Raw genomic sequence first — 1,034 nt, 5'->3', positions numbered from 1 at the left:
GCTTTGTTTTTCCTCTACAGAAAGAATGACAAACTTACCTAAGATTTTGCCTTGACCAGTCACAAGAATGTGAGGTCCTTCATGTGCCATTTGCCGTAAATATTCGAGCTGTCTATGACCACCTTTGAAATCTGGATAAATCACACCAGTTAAAGAAAATTCCGCATTTGCAACGGCAGGCAATTGAAGAGCTGCTTTGCGCCCCAATCGCCCTTGCTCTACCCATGGAACCCCATAAGACATATCAAGTGTTTGATAAGCTGCTGTTTCAATCGAAAAAATAAAACCACCCAAAGCTAACATCATGGTATTTAATCCGAAAGGCTAGAGGCTATGGCTAAACGTTGCTGTTTTGCATAGCGTTCAAGGGCTTGATTGACAGCGTCTCTGATTTCGTCCTTGAGACCATTGGGGACGGAAATATTTAAATTTGAAATCATCACGCGGGCATCTACTTCAACGGGCTTATGAACCGTAATTGGCTTTGGAGCTTTAAAAGCACCTACTTTATTTGTTGCCTGCATTTGTCCTGTTTCAACGACACTTGTATTAAAACCACTCTTGCGTTTTTCAGGTGGGGTATTTGTAACCACTACTGTATCAACCATTTTTTTTGCACGTGCATTGGTTTCTTCGGTAAAGGTTTTAATGGTCTGCGTTGAAGTCTTGTCTATTGAAACATTAAACCCTAACTTTTCTTTCACCCAATTAGGCATCCAACTGGTTAATTTCTTCATCATATTGCCAAAACCGTTATACAGATCATCCCATGTGCTTTTGATGCCCTCCCAAAGCCCATTAATAAGATTGGAGCCTATTTCCATTAAATCGACACCAAACAGCCATTCAATGAGTTCATTGATTTTTTTCGAAATCCAAGAAAGTGGTGAAAAGTTTTTAAAGAACGTCAAGAGGTTATTGAAAACATTACTACATAAGCTGTAAAAAGAATCCCATAACTTGCTTATAAAGCTTATGACTGTGTCCCAATTTTTGTAGAGCAGATATCCGGCAGCAACAAGAGCTGCAATGCC

1 protein-coding gene and 1 pseudogene are annotated in these 1,034 nt (G+C 39.7%); both read right to left on the bottom strand.

Annotated features, from left to right (window positions below; genetic code table 11):
- Positions 1-306: phage tail protein (locus ACFIJJ_RS09820; protein ID WP_375646813.1), on the bottom strand; the 306-nt coding region annotated here is incomplete at its 3' end.
- 5 nt (positions 307-311) lie between these two features.
- A pseudogene (locus ACFIJJ_RS09815) lies at positions 312-1,034 on the bottom strand (phage tail protein); the annotation flags it as partial.

It is taken from the genome of Bartonella sp. TT29SHDZB (assembly GCF_042193395.1).
Taxonomy (GTDB): Bacteria; Pseudomonadota; Alphaproteobacteria; order Rhizobiales; family Rhizobiaceae; genus Bartonella.
This window is presented reverse-complemented; position numbering and strand designations above follow the sequence as displayed.